The organism is Brevibacillus sp. NSP2.1, from assembly GCF_000470975.2.
Taxonomy (GTDB): Bacteria; Bacillota; Bacilli; order Brevibacillales; family Brevibacillaceae; genus Brevibacillus; species Brevibacillus agri.
On sequence record NZ_CP048274.1, the window covers coordinates 5,189,612 to 5,202,500 of the forward strand.

Genomic DNA, 12,889 nt, shown 5'->3' on the forward strand with positions numbered 1-12,889 from the left:
ATTGGAGGAATATTTTTGAAAGTAGTTCTGTGTGTTCGAGAGTTACTAGAAAAGCACAACCTTACCCAACAGGAATTATCCTCTATGACTGGAATAGCTCAATCTACGATAAGCCCGATGGTACGTAACATTAAGGAGAGGATCGATCTCGACCATATCCGCAGAATCGCGGAAGCGCTGGATATAAGAGACATGAACGAGATTATCAGAATAATAGACGAGGAAAACTAGAAATTAAATTGTCCCGCTGCCTCCGCGCCCGTCTCCATCTCACGAACGATCCCGTAGTTTGGCAAATACACGACTTCCACCGTTACCCCCTCGCCCCCGTTCCGTCCTTTGTTCAGTTGAATGACGCCGATCCCGTCCAGCGTATCAATCCCGATCGTCAGCGCGGAATCCTCCAGAAACGCCTTCGACTTTTTCAACTCGGCACGCGTCGGCGGACGCAGCTCGCGATTGCCCTCGTCATCCTTATCGTCACGGACCTCCTCCGCTTGTGTGATCCCGTGGATGACCGTCTGCGTCCGGCCTGCCAGCGCCCGCAACTTCTTCGACGTTTCCGCCGCATCTCCCCCGGTCGTCCGACTCGTATTCGCCTCGTACGTCATGTAGTAGTACGGGTCGATCACGACTACATCCGCTTTCGTCGCGAGGATGTCCGCCTCCAAATCACGGACGCGTCGCGAGGAAAAATCCTTGTCGTCTACCGCACGCACCTTGATCGTACCCGGAATGAGGTCGTTCAGCTCCGCCAAAAACGCCTCGAACCCGCGCTCGAACTCCTCCGACAGCTTACCGGCCAGCAACGCACGATTCTCGAACCCCGCCTCATAGTCGACACCGCCGATGGTCGCAGAGATCACGCCACGCCTTGCGCTAATGGACGAGTACGCCCGCGCCATCCACTCGAATCGCGACATCTCCATCGCCCATACGAGTACGTTCGCGCCCTGGAAGGCGGCCTCGATCGCCTCCTCCATCGTAAACACGGACTTGCCGCGACCCGACCGCCCGTACCACGTATAGACGTTGCCGGACAGATATCCGCCAATCTCGCGGTTGATGGTCGGGAACTTCGAGCGCCAAATCTTGAACGAGCGTCCCTCCTTGCGCTTGCGGTACTCGTCCAGGAACGCGCTCGTATCCCGTTTGATGTCCGTTCCCACATTATTGCGAACGGATGTTCTCATTATAACATTTTCTGCCTCCGCTATCAACCAGCCGACAAACTCCTCGGATGACATTTCGGAAAATTTTTCGCCGACCTGCGGACTCGTCAAAAACCGGTGGAGCATGCGCTTGCCTGCGTCATATTTGACTTTTCGCGCCAGCCACTCGAACGAGTCCGCCACTTCCGGCATGTACGTAAACCCGGCGACCTCTGCCGCGACCGTCCGATAGTCCGGAGCGCGACCGTTCGTTTCCGCATAGTCGCGGATGAACCGATATGCCTTACGTTCGGCCTCCGTGCCAAAGTGTTCCTCGCGGATGTCATAACGGGTTAGGGCGGTCGGGTCGTTCGCGTCGATCACCTTCGATAGGAGCGACTCGCCATACGCCACGTTAGCGCACCCCCTTTCGTTTCCGGAGCTCCGTCAGGATCGCGTCCACTCTCCGCTTGTACACTCGGCCGCCGAACGTGCGGTCCAGCAGCGCGTAATCAGCGTACATGTCGAGGAGCGCGTCGACCGTCATGTTTTCGTAGTCCCGGCGTACATTCCGCGCGTCTTCGTCGTGCGTCGCGTCCGGCGCGAAGGTAAAAACGATGAATGGAAAGGGCGCGGCCGCCAGTGTCATGTCCTCCTCGCACGCGAACACCATGTCGGAGGTCGTGCCGTTCTGCGGAACCAGGTCGTACTCCACTTCGGTCATGCACTCGTTTTCTCCGAAAAATATAGACGACATGCAGCCGACGACGCGATAAACGGTGCTGCCGAAACCTTTAACGGTCACATTGTCGCCAATCTTAAACTTCGGGCTTGGCATCGGTACCACTTTGCTCACTCTCCTCTCACCGTCTCAATAAGTCCCACGCGATAAAGTGTCGGTCCCACATCCGTCGCGCCTTCGCCTCCATCCGGACGGACCGGCGCAATTGCCACGCGTGATACCACGTCAACAATCGTTTCATTTCCGTATCCCCCTTTTTGATTCGCCCACGAACGGAACCACCGCGCACTGATCGCGCACCCGATCCGCCAGCCTCTCGTCGAACACCTGCGCCAGCTCCTCGATTGTGACGTTACTCGTGTATACGGTCGGCAGCCGGTTGGTCACGCGATGATTGATTACCGCATGCAGATCGCCCCTAAACGCGTCAGTCGCGTCACGCACGCCAATATCGTCCGCAACCAGGAACGGAACCTCCTGCGCGATGGCTAACGCCCGGTAATACGCCGCCGACGCGGGTCCTGCGATATGGTCCGGCACGCGCGGACGGTTAAACCGGTTGAACAGCGTTTGCCACTCGTTCACATCAAGGAAGTATACCGGTCGCTCCAGCGGTCGCCTATTCCGTTGAAGGCTGCCGATATAGTGCGCGATGAGATACGCGTTCGCGATCGCGGCGGCCGTCGTGGTCTTGCCGGTGCCTGGTTCGCGTGAGAAGAGGTATAGCGATTTGATCCGTTCAGCGTCCGGCGACTCATCGAATTGGCGTTCGAAGGTCGCGACATAGGCGTCCACGATTCGGTATGCCTCCGGTTGGCTCTCGCGAACAATCGAGTCGGCAACGGTGACGCGCCGATAGTCTACCGGGATGTTCGCGGCGGCCACCCGACCTCCCTGTCCGCTGGCTCCGTGGAGCGCGATGAAATGCGGGCAAAGGCGGGTGCATATCGCGGGGTCATCCGCTGTTTTACACGGGCCGCGGAGGATACAGCTACTCGAATTGGTCAATTAGCCTCACCACCTTCTTGATATACAAGTGTGTACCTTGTGTATTGGGTTTCGAGTTATTCACAACCGAACCCATGCTTATCCCCAAGTGTACGCGCGCTGGTATCCGCGACAAACGAGTATCTCGATGTAATGACCGTCCGCTCCTTCTTCGTGTACCTTACGGACTTCGACGCGAGTGTCCCCGGTTGCTTTCGCTACGGAACGGAGGTCATCTCGCTCTTTTAACTCGGTGACGGCTTCTTGAATCCATTCGTTAATCTCTTCGTCAGTAACGGGAACCCCTTTACCGAAATCAAAGAAATCCTTAGGATATTGCGGAATCATATTACGCGCCTCCTCTCATTCATAGCCAATCGGCCAATTCTTCCGCCGTCATCTCGTACCTTACATCGTCGGCCTGTTTCACACACGCCTGTTCCCGCGCCGCCTCCGCCAGCACCTTCGGGAGCACCCGACCGCGCATATATGTATACATGAACGTAAAGTTTACGCCAGGATACTCGCGAGTCGGCCGGTACTCGCGGAAGCACCCGTCGATAAACCTCCTGACGACTTCCGCCCCGTACTCGCCGACCATCCGCTTAATCACGCCCTGTTCCATCCGCCAGCCGCCGCGTCCGGGCACGTACGGGATGCCGTAGAGTTCCGTGTGGCGGTCGGACAGATACGCGCAGAATGTCGTCGTGTTCCACGTTTCGACCGGACGGGCGCGCCAGTCTTTTGCGGGTGGGAGACGGTTATTCCGTTTGGTCACCGGCGGTCGCCTCCTTGTAAATGTCCGCACGGATACGGTCAATGATCGCCTGTTCCTCCGGCTCGAGTTTTTCGGGAATCAACGTGAGTAGCCCGACAAGTGCGTCGAAAGTGGCGCGCAAATTTCCGGATAGACGATCCACCTCCGCCTCCGCCGCCAACGCCCGTTCGATTGCGTGGGGCCATCCGGTACGGGATTCGGCGATGAACGTATCCACAGTCTCGTCCGCAAGGATTTCGCAGATCATTTCGCCGTGCGCGTCGACGATAAAATCGTTGCACGTCCGCGACCAAGGACCGGGCACAGTCGCGTTACATATCGCTAGGTCGGCGCGAAGATCGCGTCTACTCATTCCGCATCCCCTCCAATCGTTCATTTACGCCTTCATGAAAGTCGTACCACTCCGCGTATCCAAAGCGATACTCACCTTCGTCATTCATAACCCACACCAGTCGGCGCAGCCGCTCAACCTCCGCGAGCAATTTCGGAATGTCCTCGCGAGCTTCGGCGATGAAATAGCCATCACGCGCCCCCTGTCCAAAACTATCGGTCCAGCAAATAACCTCTTGTTCCGGCACGCTGACGATATCGAGCGAATACTGATCGTGTTGTGACGTCTTCCAAGGCCCCGGCGTTGCCCTCTCCGCACGCTCGCGGATCGTGGCGAGTTCTTCTTTCGTCAGCATAGCGTCTCCACCTCGCCTTTCCATTTGATTTCGGGCAACCCGGTCGACACCATGATCTCCTCGATCTCCTCGTCGTACTCCGCGCCCGATACGTGCAACAAGAACCCTACCGCTTCAAGTACAGTATCTCTCAACGCCTTGTCTGGCAAGTATTCGTATACATACTCATCCACCGCAACTAGGGCTGAATCAAGTCCCTGTATAATTCGCTCAATTAGCTCATTTTTTCGTTCTACGCGCTTGATTTCTGCCGTCTGCTCTGGATCAAACAGCACATAAGGACGACCGCAAATAACAGGTGGTCCGGGGTTTGGTTTTGTTGTCATTGCGTTACACCTCCGTTTTCTCCTGATTACTCCGTGATTTCTCGCGATAACACCTCGGCGGGTACTCTTTATCCCGGCGCGAGTGTTCCGTCGAGTTTTCGCCTATTCGCTAGGGCGTTTTGGACGCAATCTCGCGGCAATCTCGGCGCGCTGCTCGTCCGTTAGTTCCCGCCGCTGCGGCTCCGTCACCATCCGGACTTGTTTCGCGGTAAGCGTGGCGCGGACGGCCAACGCATCGCCCGATTCGGCGCGATCCAATACGGTGTAGACCGGAGCGATGTCGATGATGCGGCGGACGTGGGTCGGAACGCAACTGTACGCGGTCCATTCGTTGGATTCGCGGTCGAATACGAGCGTCGTCTCCTGTTCGGTGCGTGGGTACTGCGGCATGCTAGTACCACTCCTGTCGGTTGTATTCGATCGCTAGTATTGCGTCTGCCTCCGTCAACTCGCGGATAGGTTCCGAATCCCACGCGATGAAGGCGTTACTCGTCCGACCGCGATCCTTGTACCACGTCATGACGATGTATCCGGAGTAGTCGCCGCCTTCGAACGGGACCGTTCCGATTGAGGCTACCGCGTTATCATCGCGGTAGTTCGTGCCGATTTCGCGAGATATTTCGCGAAGAGCGATCATTGTCGCGCAATTCCAGTTATCGGGCGAGAACGTCCCATTTTCGAAGGCGCAACGCGGGTCATCGCCTTTCCACGGCTTTCCGCGTTCAATACACAATTTGCACGGCATGTTATCGTACTCCTTTCGCGTTATTCGTGGCATATGCGCGTAGCAGGCGTAGCTTGGTGGCGCGGGATAGGGTGCGCCAGGTTCCGGTGCGGATTCGCATGGTGGCGGGCTCCTTTTCGGTTTAATGGGCGGCATACAACGGGTTCAGGCGGAGGGTAACCGCCTGTTTAGACGAAGCGATTTGCTCACGTATATACGCCGCAAGGCTGTCGCCATGCCCATCGAGGATATAGCGCATCAGCTTCGTAGGCTTTTCGCTACCGAACGACGGATGCTTCGCCTTCTCGCGCGGTGAGTATCCGGTAAGCATACGATACCCGCGATAAATGTTTCTCCAAGTGCAGGACATCGCCCAGTTGTCATTGGTATCGTATCCCTTCGCGGCTACGTATTCCTCGTGCAATTCGAGGATTACGTGGTACTGGCGCTCCCACTCCGTGAGTTGTCCCTTTGACGGGCGACCGGGCTTTCGTTTTGGCGGCAGCACGTCAGCCCCTCCCGGAAATTCCTCGAACTTTCGGCGGAGTGCGGCGATCTCTTCGGCCATTTCCGCGTTCTTGCGCTCGAACCACTCGAACTTTTCCGACACGTACGAAAGATGCGTCTCTAACATTCGAGCGACTCCGTTCAGTGTGTTGATTTCCGTCAAATCCCCGTTCAGCATCGCGCCCATTACGAGCAGCGCCTTCTCGCGATTCTCCGGCGTGTTGTCGAGGTACATACCAAGCTTCTTACCATCCGCTACTTGTTTCAGTTGCAGCATACCCATTCCCCTCCGATTTAACTAACGTTTATGATTACGGGTTTCTTCCCGCGCCTTGCCGGAAGCTGCTTAGACAGCGCGTCCAGGAAGTCGTACATGCCGTCAATGGCCGACTCGTACTCCTTCGCGGTCAACTCGTTCATCGCCGCAAACTCCGCGTCATAGTGCGTGAGATACGCGTACTTCTTGATGAAGTCGCGGACGGCTGCGGAAAATTCGAGTGACCGACCGCCGATCTCCGTCCCCGTCCGCACCTCGCGGATCGGCTGCGGCTGTTCCGCGATGGATTCGAGCGTATCGCGGAGGACTTGCGCCGATTCTTCCGCCCGTTGTCGCGCCTCGCGCTCGCGTTTCAACTCCGCCTTGACTTCGCGAAGCTCGCGGACGGTCATCTCGTCGATCGTTTTGACTTCGCCGGTGGACGGGATGGTGTGCGCGGTAGAGACGAACTCGGCGCGGTCGATGTCGGGTGGGAGCGCGAGCATCTCGAAGATTTTTCCGACGGACAATCCTCGCGACGTCGCGAGGTTCCCGAACTGCTCATGCGCATTGATTATCTTTTGCGCAGTTTGGTGTGCCATATCAATGGATTCGAGCCATTTCATCCATTGACCGCGAACCAGGTCATTCTCCTTTACGTGCTTCAACCTTCTGCCGATCTCGAAGATCGCCTCGCCCGCGACTCTCTTGTAGGCGTTGATCTCGGCTGTGATTATATTCAGATCGTCGGAGAGCGCGGCCTCTTGCTTGGCTTGTACATTCATCACTACCTCCCCCTTTCTCGCGAATCATCTATCGCGCGGCTATATCTTTTATATGACTGACCTCGCGAACGATAGTGAGCGATATCTTTTGTCTTGTTAAAGATTAGTTCTTGTTAAAAGATTAGTTATAGTTATTGTGACACTCGCGCCATGCGGCACTCATCCATGTTAGACGCGCGTCACATGGCTACGCCCTCCCCGCCAAATATCGCCAGATGGCTGATCGGCAGCACCGTATACCGCGTCGTCCGCCACCGCCCGCCCGCGTCACGCTCCTTCACCGCGCGGATCACCTCCCGCCCCTGCCATCTGTACGCGAGCAGCCGTTTGATCCGCCGCCCCGCCGTCTCCCGGCTGACTCCGAGCCTGTGCGCGATCAACTCTTGCGTCGGATAGCACTCGCCGCGCTCGTCCATAAACGCCGCGATGACGCAGAGCGTCCGCCAGTTCTCGTCGCCAATGTCCGCGAGTAGTCCGGAGTGTACCGCGTCGACGTACATCTTGACGAAGATGCGCGTCTCACGGCGGCCAGTCGTGACGGAATATTCCGACTGTGTTTCGATGGATACGAGGTTATGTTCGGTCATTTACGCGGTCACCTCCCTTGAGGAGCTTTTTGTTTTATCCTCTCTAATTACATAACTACAAAAGGCTAAAAATTTGGTACATCGCCTCTCCGAAAACTTACGTTCACCGTATATTGCGACGCTATGGAAGACGTCGCACACCTTCCGCGAAAATTTTTCCGTTACTACTTATAACGACTAAGTTTTGTTTTCGTACAGGCACGCGCAAAAAAAAAATAACGCCAGCTCAAAAAGAGCCAGCGCCATCCTATTATCCGCCGTACACATATCGTTCTTTCCCGCCTACGATCCGGCCGCCAATCGTTTGCGTGTAGGTGATTCCGTACTGGTCCGTTACTAGTAGCGCGTACCGAGGGTTGTCCGGATTGAACGGAACGAACCGCGTTACTTGGACGTTTCCCTGCGCGATCCTGCGGTTGATCTCGGCTGTCATGCGTGGGAAGTTCGGGATGGGGTCGATCATTGGCGTCCCTCCAAACTCTCCAGCGGAGAAAATTTCCGGTGTTGTGCGGCGATGTCCGTCCCGAATAACGACACGTACGTCTGCACCATCTGTAACGTCGTATGTCCGAGAATCTTTTGCAACGAAAAAACGTCGCCACCGTTCATGATGTAGATTTTGGCGAAAGTATGGCGGAAAGTGTGCGGACTGACCCGAACGCCCCTAAGTCCTGCCTCCAGTCCGGTCTTCCGTATCTCGTCCTGCATGGCGCGTTTCTTCTGCGGCCCATTGTCGATGTTGACGAACACGTAATCGTGGTCGAGTGCGCCTCGGATCGTCACGTACTCCTTGAGGTGTTTTTCGAGCGTCTTCTGAAACGGAACCATCCGCTCTTTGCGCCCCTTCCCGTACACCACCATGATGCGGTCGCGCCACCGTATATCCGTCACCTTGAGCGCTTCCGCCTCCGCAATTCGGATGCCGGTTTCTAAGAGCGTGAGCATGAGCACGTAATTGCGGTATCCCGTGAACGTCGAACGATCAGGAACCGCCAGGAGCGCCTTGACCTGTTCGCGCGAGAACGTTTGGACGATCCGCCGTTCCGCCTTTATCAACCGCGTTTTTTCAGTGGGGTTGGTCGGCAGGTATCCGTCATCATGCAGGAACCGGAAGAACACGCGCCACCCCCGCAGGAGCGAGTTGACGTACGCATCCGATAGCCCGTCATCCTTCCTCGTGAGCACGATTTCGTTAACGTGATCGGCAGTCACATCTAACGGCTTGTCCACGCCAAGATCGCGCAGACCATCGAACAGGGATTTGAGCCCCTCGCGATAATACCGTAGGGACTGGTCGCTTAGGTTCTTGACGCGACAATTTCGCAGGAACGTTTCGCGCGCCGTATCGAAATCAAGTGCCTCCTCCGCATAATGACTCTCCCCTCCGGACACGAACGATTTAATCGTATTCGGTCGTCTCGTTCGTTTTTGCGCCAAAACAAAAACACCTCCGTAACCACATTTTATTTGCGTTCGGCAGGTTGCCGCCGCACATAATCGCGTGGTTGCGAAGGTGTTCGCGTATATAGACGATACAAAAGCGCGTCGTTAGATTATCCGTTGGTGGCCCGTTTTGGCAGCCGTACCAGAAACGGAGAAGCGCATTGGTTCCGTATGGGCTACCGATTGGGCTAACGGGTTTATGGCGGTGGAACCTAAATCTGGTGCGTCTGCCATTCCGCCACACCCGCATGGTAAAACAGAAAAGGGCATCGATATTTCTATCGTGCTGCGTGTTTCTATGTTTGTAAAAACTGGTGAGCCATGAAGGACTCGAACCTTCGACCCTCTGATTAAAAGTCAGATGCTCTACCAACTGAGCTAATGGCTCGCAAGTGGCTGGGGTACTAGGATTTGAACCTAGGAATGACGGAGTCAAAGTCCGTTGCCTTACCGCTTGGCTATACCCCAATGGTGGTGCCGGCAATAGGACTTGAACCCACAACCCCCTGATTACAAGTCAGGTGCTCTACCAATTGAGCTATACCGGCAAAATATCATCTGTAAATGGTGGCTCGGGACGGAATCGAACCGCCGACACGAGGATTTTCAGTCCTCTGCTCTACCGACTGAGCTACCGAGCCTCAAAAATTTGGTTGCCATCTCTCTAGCTAAGAAATGGCGGAGCTGACGGGACTCGAACCCGCGACCTCCGGTGTGACAGACCGGCGTGAACTCCAACTTCACCACAGCTCCATACGTGACTGCACCCGATGGGCACTTCGCTTCTACTTCACTCTGGAGCAGTGCGAGTAGAAAATTTGGTTGCGGGAGCAGGATTTGAACCTGCGACCTTCGGGTTATGAGCCCGACGAGCTACCGAGCTGCTCCATCCCGCGACGATTCGGACGATCAATGTCAGCACCTATCTTAGAAGCAAGACGCTTTTGGCTGACCATCCATATGATTATGATAAGTGGTGGAGGCTGACGGGATCGAACCGCCGACCCTCTGCTTGTAAGGCAGATGCTCTCCCAGCTGAGCTAAGCCTCCACAATCCCCGACTCTTGTCGGGGCCTTCACAAAGCTTTTTGTGCTGCAGTATAGCAAGCACTTTGCTTTATGAAGAATTTGTAGGTGACCCGTAGGGGATTCGAACCCCTGTATGACAGCGTGAAAGGCTGCTGTGTTAAACCGCTTCACCAACGGGCCAAGCTATTAAGATATGGTGCGGTCGGCGAGACTCGAACTCGCACGGGTCGCCCCGCCACCCCCTCAAGATGGTGTGTCTGCCAATTCCACCACGACCGCAGCTTAGGATGGTAGCGGCGGAGGGAATCGAACCCCCGACCTTTCGGGTATGAACCGAACGCTCTAACCAGCTGAGCTACACCGCCATAAAGCTGTTTGTTTGAAAATATATGGCGGAGAGTGAGGGATTCGAACCCTCGCTACGCTTGCGCATACTAACGGTTTAGCAAACCGTCCCCTTCGGCCTCTTGGGTAACTCTCCGCATATATGGCTCCTCGGGACGGACTCGAACCGCCGACCGATCGGTTAACAGCCGATTGCTCTACCAACTGAGCTACCGAGGAACGTTGAAGGATTTATTCCTTCAAAACTGAATACGCATGTTTGCTAAGAGTGTGTGGATAAGTCCTCGACCGATTAGTATTCGTCAGCTCCACGCGTTGCCGCGCTTCCACACCGAACCTATCAACCTCATCGTCTATGAGGGGTCTTACCAGCTTAACGCTGTGGGAAGTCTCATCTTGGAGGGGGCTTCCCACAGCGTTAAGCTGGTAAGACCCCTCATAGACGATGAGGTTGATAGGTTCGGTGTGGAAGCGCGGCAACGCGTGGAGCTGACGAATACTAATCGGTCGAGGACTTATCCACACACTCTTAGCAAATCAGACTTTCGTCCATTGTGGAAAATTCCCTACTGCTGCCTCCCGTAGGAGTCTGGGCCGTGTCTCAGTCCCAGTGTGGCCGGTCACCCTCTCAGGTCGGCTACGCATCGTCGCCTTGGTAGGCCGTTACCCCACCAACTAGCTAATGCGCCGCAGGCCCATCTCCCAGTGATAGCGAAAAGCCATCTTTTCTTTTCAGATCATGCGATCCAAAAACCTATCCGGTATTAGCATAAGTTTCCCTATGTTATCCCAGTCTGAGAGGCAGGTTGCCTACGTGTTACTCACCCGTCCGCCGCTAGCCCCCGAAGGGACTCGCTCGACTTGCATGTATTAGGCACGCCGCCAGCGTTCGTCCTGAGCCAGGATCAAACTCTCCAATAAAGTTTGTTACTGGTTCAAAGCTGGCAAATCATTTCATGATAGACTCATCAACGCTTTCGCTGTTCAGTTTTCAAAGAGCATTTTCATAGTCGACTTTCGCCGACATTTATTAACTCTACCAGATGCACTCCGTAAAGTCAATAGTTTTTTAGAAGGATTTGTTCCTTCAAAACTGAATACGCATGTTTGCTAAGAGATGTGTGGATAAGTCCTCGACCGATTAGTATTCGTCAGCTCCACGCGTTGCCGCGCTTCCACACCGAACCTATCAACCTCATCGTCTATGAGGGGTCTTACCAGCTTAACGCTGTGGGAAATCTCATCTTAAGGGGGGCTTCACGCTTAGATGCTTTCAGCGCTTATCCCGTCCGCACATAGCTACCCAGCTATGCCACTGGCGTGACAACTGGTGCACCAGAGGTGCGTCCATCCCGGTCCTCTCGTACTAAGGACAGCTCTCCTCAAACTTCCTGCGCCCGCGACAGATAGGGACCGAACTGTCTCACGACGTTCTGAACCCAGCTCGCGTACCGCTTTAATGGGCGAACAGCCCAACCCTTGGGACCTACTTCAGCCCCAGGATGCGATGAGCCGACATCGAGGTGCCAAACCTCCCCGTCGATGTGGACTCTTGGGGGAGATAAGCCTGTTATCCCCAGGGTAGCTTTTATCCGTTGAGCGATGGCCCTTCCATGCGGAACCACCGGATCACTAAGCCCGACTTTCGTCCCTGCTCGACTTGTAGGTCTCGCAGTCAAGCTCCCTTCTGCCTTTACACTCTACGAATGATTTCCGACCATTCTGAGGGAACCTTTGGGCGCCTCCGTTACCTTTTAGGAGGCGACCGCCCCAGTCAAACTGCCCACCTGGCATGGTCCTCTCGCCCGATGAGGGCGACGAGTTAGAAACTCCGTACATCAAGGGTGGTATCCCACCGACAGCTCCACAGAGGCTGGCGCCCCTGCTTCTCAGCTTCCCACCTATCCTGTACATGATGCACAAAGTTCCAATACCAGGCTACAGTAAAGCTCCATGGGGTCTTTCCGTCTTGTCGCGGGTAACCTGCATCTTCACAGGTATTATGATTTCACCGGGTCTCTTGCCGAGACAGCGCCCAAGTCGTTACGCCTTTCGTGCGGGTCGGAACTTACCCGACAAGGAATTTCGCTACCTTAGGACCGTTATAGTTACGGCCGCCGTTTACTGGGGCTTCGGTTCAAAGCTTCGCTTGCGCTAACTCATCCCCTTAACCTTCCAGCACCGGGCAGGCGTCAGCCCCTATACTTCGCCTTGCGGCTTCGCAGAGACCTGTGTTTTTGCTAAACAGTCGCTTGGGCCTTTTCACTGCGGCCCCCTCGGGCTCAGCCCACCCAACGCAAGCTTACGCTCACGTTGGGCGGGGACCCTCACCCTACCGGGGCGCCCCTTCTCCCGAAGTTACGGGGCCATTTTGCCGAGTTCCTTAGCAAGAGTTATCCCGCGCACCTTAGGATTCTCTCCTCGCCTACCTGTGTCGGTTTGCGGTACGGGCACCTTGTTCCTCGCTAGACGCTTTTCTTGGCAGTGTGAAATCAGGGACTTCGGTACTAAAATTTCCCTCGCCATCACAGCTTGCCCTTAGC

The 12,889-nt window shown here is 55.5% G+C and carries 17 protein-coding genes, 12 tRNA genes, 1 rRNA gene and 1 other annotated feature (1 of these 31 only partly in view); of the genes, 2 read left to right on the forward strand and 28 right to left on the reverse strand.

Annotated elements, in window-relative coordinates; genetic code table 11:
• Positions 1-84 precede the first annotated feature (84 nt).
• Positions 85-231 carry a helix-turn-helix domain-containing protein gene (locus M655_RS28195; RefSeq protein ID WP_353505649.1) on the forward strand — a complete coding sequence of 49 codons (147 nt, stop codon included), beginning with the start codon at positions 85-87 and terminating at the stop codon, positions 229-231.
• Here the strand turns inward: M655_RS28195 and M655_RS25435 are convergent.
• From M655_RS25435 to M655_RS25505, 15 genes are all read right to left on the reverse strand, one after another.
• Positions 228-1,565, reverse strand: a complete 1,338-nt coding sequence (locus tag M655_RS25435; protein ID WP_026558397.1) for an AAA family ATPase — start codon at positions 1,563-1,565, stop codon at positions 228-230. The genes M655_RS28195 and M655_RS25435 overlap by 4 nt on opposite strands.
• A 1-nt stretch (position 1,566) precedes the next feature.
• Positions 1,567-1,989, reverse strand: a complete 423-nt coding sequence (locus M655_RS25440; RefSeq protein ID WP_502708210.1) for a YodN-related protein — start codon at positions 1,987-1,989, stop codon at positions 1,567-1,569.
• Positions 1,990-2,130: 141 nt separating this feature from the next.
• Positions 2,131-2,901 carry an ATP-binding protein gene (locus tag M655_RS25445; protein WP_026558399.1) on the reverse strand — a complete coding sequence of 257 codons (771 nt, stop codon included), beginning with the start codon at positions 2,899-2,901 and terminating at the stop codon, positions 2,131-2,133.
• Positions 2,902-2,979: 78 nt separating this feature from the next.
• Complete coding sequence (locus M655_RS25450; RefSeq protein WP_026558400.1) at positions 2,980-3,228, reverse strand: hypothetical protein; 249 nt, start codon at positions 3,226-3,228, stop codon at positions 2,980-2,982.
• Between the two features lie 19 nt (positions 3,229-3,247).
• On the reverse strand, positions 3,248-3,658 hold the full coding sequence (locus M655_RS25455; protein ID WP_026558401.1) for a hypothetical protein: 411 nt from the start codon (positions 3,656-3,658) through the stop codon (positions 3,248-3,250).
• On the reverse strand, positions 3,642-4,010 hold the full coding sequence (locus M655_RS25460) for a hypothetical protein (RefSeq protein ID WP_026558402.1): 369 nt from the start codon (positions 4,008-4,010) through the stop codon (positions 3,642-3,644). The genes M655_RS25455 and M655_RS25460 overlap by 17 nt, the downstream gene beginning before the upstream one ends.
• Entirely contained in the window at positions 4,003-4,344 is a 342-nt protein-coding gene (locus M655_RS25465) for a hypothetical protein (RefSeq protein WP_051353978.1), read from the reverse strand. Before M655_RS25465 ends, M655_RS25460 begins: the two co-directional genes overlap by 8 nt.
• On the reverse strand, positions 4,338-4,670 hold the full coding sequence (locus M655_RS25470) for a hypothetical protein (protein WP_026558403.1): 333 nt from the start codon (positions 4,668-4,670) through the stop codon (positions 4,338-4,340). The genes M655_RS25465 and M655_RS25470 overlap by 7 nt, the downstream gene beginning before the upstream one ends.
• A gap of 102 nt (positions 4,671-4,772) precedes the next feature.
• Positions 4,773-5,060 carry a hypothetical protein gene (locus M655_RS25475; RefSeq protein WP_026558404.1) on the reverse strand — a complete coding sequence of 96 codons (288 nt, stop codon included), beginning with the start codon at positions 5,058-5,060 and terminating at the stop codon, positions 4,773-4,775.
• 1 nt (position 5,061) lies between these two features.
• On the reverse strand, positions 5,062-5,415 hold the full coding sequence (locus M655_RS25480) for a hypothetical protein (RefSeq protein ID WP_026558405.1): 354 nt from the start codon (positions 5,413-5,415) through the stop codon (positions 5,062-5,064).
• A 121-nt stretch (positions 5,416-5,536) separates the two neighbouring features.
• Positions 5,537-6,178 (reverse strand): hypothetical protein, encoded by a 642-nt coding sequence (locus M655_RS25485; protein WP_026558406.1) that lies wholly within the window; start codon positions 6,176-6,178, stop codon positions 5,537-5,539.
• Between the two features lie 17 nt (positions 6,179-6,195).
• Complete coding sequence (locus tag M655_RS25490) at positions 6,196-6,942, reverse strand: DUF3102 domain-containing protein (protein ID WP_081414791.1); 747 nt, start codon at positions 6,940-6,942, stop codon at positions 6,196-6,198.
• A 179-nt stretch (positions 6,943-7,121) separates the two neighbouring features.
• Positions 7,122-7,529 carry a helix-turn-helix domain-containing protein gene (locus M655_RS25495; RefSeq protein ID WP_026558407.1) on the reverse strand — a complete coding sequence of 136 codons (408 nt, stop codon included), beginning with the start codon at positions 7,527-7,529 and terminating at the stop codon, positions 7,122-7,124.
• 250 nt (positions 7,530-7,779) lie between these two features.
• Entirely contained in the window at positions 7,780-7,992 is a 213-nt protein-coding gene (locus tag M655_RS25500; protein ID WP_026558408.1) for a hypothetical protein, read from the reverse strand.
• Positions 7,989-8,759: a tyrosine-type recombinase/integrase gene (locus M655_RS25505; protein ID WP_152344142.1), complete on the reverse strand. Its 771-nt coding sequence runs from the start codon at positions 8,757-8,759 to the stop codon at positions 7,989-7,991. Before M655_RS25505 ends, M655_RS25500 begins: the two co-directional genes overlap by 4 nt.
• A 343-nt stretch (positions 8,760-9,102) precedes the next feature.
• Between M655_RS25505 and M655_RS25510 the strand changes: the two genes are divergently transcribed.
• A complete protein-coding gene (locus M655_RS25510) occupies positions 9,103-9,297 on the forward strand; it encodes a hypothetical protein (RefSeq protein WP_152344143.1) in 195 nt (64 codons plus the stop codon).
• Here the strand turns inward: M655_RS25510 and M655_RS25515 are convergent.
• The 13 genes from M655_RS25515 to M655_RS25575 all read right to left on the reverse strand — a co-directional run.
• Positions 9,285-9,360, reverse strand: a tRNA-Lys gene (locus tag M655_RS25515). The genes M655_RS25510 and M655_RS25515 overlap by 13 nt on opposite strands.
• Before the next feature lie 5 nt (positions 9,361-9,365).
• Positions 9,366-9,440: transfer RNA gene (locus M655_RS25520), tRNA-Gln, on the reverse strand.
• A 4-nt stretch (positions 9,441-9,444) separates the two neighbouring features.
• A tRNA-Thr gene (locus M655_RS25525) sits at positions 9,445-9,520 on the reverse strand.
• Positions 9,521-9,537: 17 nt separating this feature from the next.
• Positions 9,538-9,613: transfer RNA gene (locus M655_RS25530), tRNA-Phe, on the reverse strand.
• A gap of 35 nt (positions 9,614-9,648) precedes the next feature.
• Positions 9,649-9,725: transfer RNA gene (locus M655_RS25535), tRNA-Asp, on the reverse strand.
• A gap of 66 nt (positions 9,726-9,791) precedes the next feature.
• Positions 9,792-9,868, reverse strand: a tRNA-Met gene (locus M655_RS25540).
• A 78-nt stretch (positions 9,869-9,946) separates the two neighbouring features.
• Positions 9,947-10,022: transfer RNA gene (locus M655_RS25545), tRNA-Val, on the reverse strand.
• Positions 10,023-10,107: 85 nt separating this feature from the next.
• Positions 10,108-10,181: transfer RNA gene (locus M655_RS25550), tRNA-Glu, on the reverse strand.
• A gap of 14 nt (positions 10,182-10,195) precedes the next feature.
• Positions 10,196-10,280: transfer RNA gene (locus M655_RS25555), tRNA-Leu, on the reverse strand.
• A gap of 9 nt (positions 10,281-10,289) precedes the next feature.
• Positions 10,290-10,366 (reverse strand) — tRNA-Met (locus tag M655_RS25560).
• 25 nt (positions 10,367-10,391) lie between these two features.
• Positions 10,392-10,482, reverse strand: a tRNA-Ser gene (locus M655_RS25565).
• Positions 10,483-10,489: 7 nt separating this feature from the next.
• A tRNA-Asn gene (locus M655_RS25570) sits at positions 10,490-10,565 on the reverse strand.
• A 255-nt stretch (positions 10,566-10,820) separates the two neighbouring features.
• Positions 10,821-11,259: a sequence feature (16S ribosomal RNA rRNA prediction is too short), on the reverse strand.
• Positions 11,260-11,467: 208 nt separating this feature from the next.
• A 23S ribosomal RNA gene (locus M655_RS25575) occupies positions 11,468-12,889 on the reverse strand (it continues 1,550 nt past the right edge of the window).